Source organism: Acinetobacter sp. KAM396 (assembly GCF_021602765.1).
GTDB classification, from domain to species: domain Bacteria; phylum Pseudomonadota; class Gammaproteobacteria; order Pseudomonadales; family Moraxellaceae; genus Acinetobacter; species Acinetobacter towneri_A.
Genome location: NZ_BPPH01000089.1, coordinates 1 through 992 on the forward strand (window position 1 = coordinate 1; position 992 = coordinate 992).

Consider the following 992-nt stretch of genomic DNA (forward strand, 5'->3'; position numbering starts at 1 on the left):
TTTCTAGGACGAGTATTCAGTGACATGGCAACTTGATTTAAATAATGCTGATCTGCCTGATTTAAATCAATCCCTTTAGGTAAATATTGCCTAATTAAACCATTCATATTTTCGCATGTGCCTTTTTGCCAGGGTGAATGTGGGTCACAGAAATATACATCTATGCCTAAATCTTCTTCAAGTATTTTATGTTCTGCCATCTCGCGTCCACGGTCATAGGTCAACGTTTTACGCAGTTCTGCAGGTAAATATTTCAGAGCTTCAGTTAAAGCCTTGCGCACTGATTCTGCCTTTGCATCAGGTAATGTTGCCAAGATACAGAGCCGTGTATTTCGTTCAATAAGTGTTGCTATCGAACTTTTATTGTCTTTACCTTTAATTAAATCAGCTTCCCAATGACCCGGTATTTTTCTTTCTTGAACTTCGGCTGGGCGCTCATGAATAGTTTTAATATCCTGTAATATAGAATCTTTTTTAGGTTCACCGTTAGCTTTTCGCTTTTTATTTTCATGACGTAGACAGGATAATAAGTCTTTTTTCAACTCACCCTTGGGTAATGCTCGTATCGTTGAATAAATCGTTGTATGGCTTACATTCATTGTTTGATCCAAATCAGGAAATGTCTTTAAACGCTTTGCTATTTGCTGAGGAGACCATAAACAACGGATCGCTTCAACAATAAATTTCCAGAGGATTGAATCGATTTTGAGTTTTCTGTGACCACGTCTACGTCTAGCAAAAGTGTTATCAGAAGCATATCGAGCTTGATAAACGTCATTGATGCTATTTCTTTTAAGCTCACGATAGATCGTACTAGGATGTCTTTTAATAAGTTCAGCAAATTTTCTGGCTGAAAAGCCTTCTTTTCTTGACTCAAGCATTAATGCAGTACGATCTTCAAAGTTAAGATGATGGTATGACAATTTTATATACTCCATAAACCCTTTAAATTAATTAGGTGGTTTATGTCGCACTTCAAGTTTTACTCTGCC

At 36.7% G+C, this 992-nt stretch carries 1 protein-coding gene; it reads right to left on the bottom strand.

Features of this window, described 5'->3' with window-relative positions:
- A partial coding sequence (locus L6C30_RS14600) for an IS30-like element ISAba125 family transposase (RefSeq protein ID WP_135898008.1) occupies positions 1-881 on the bottom strand: 881 nt, incomplete at its 3' end.
- Between the last annotated feature and the right edge of the window lie 111 nt (positions 882-992).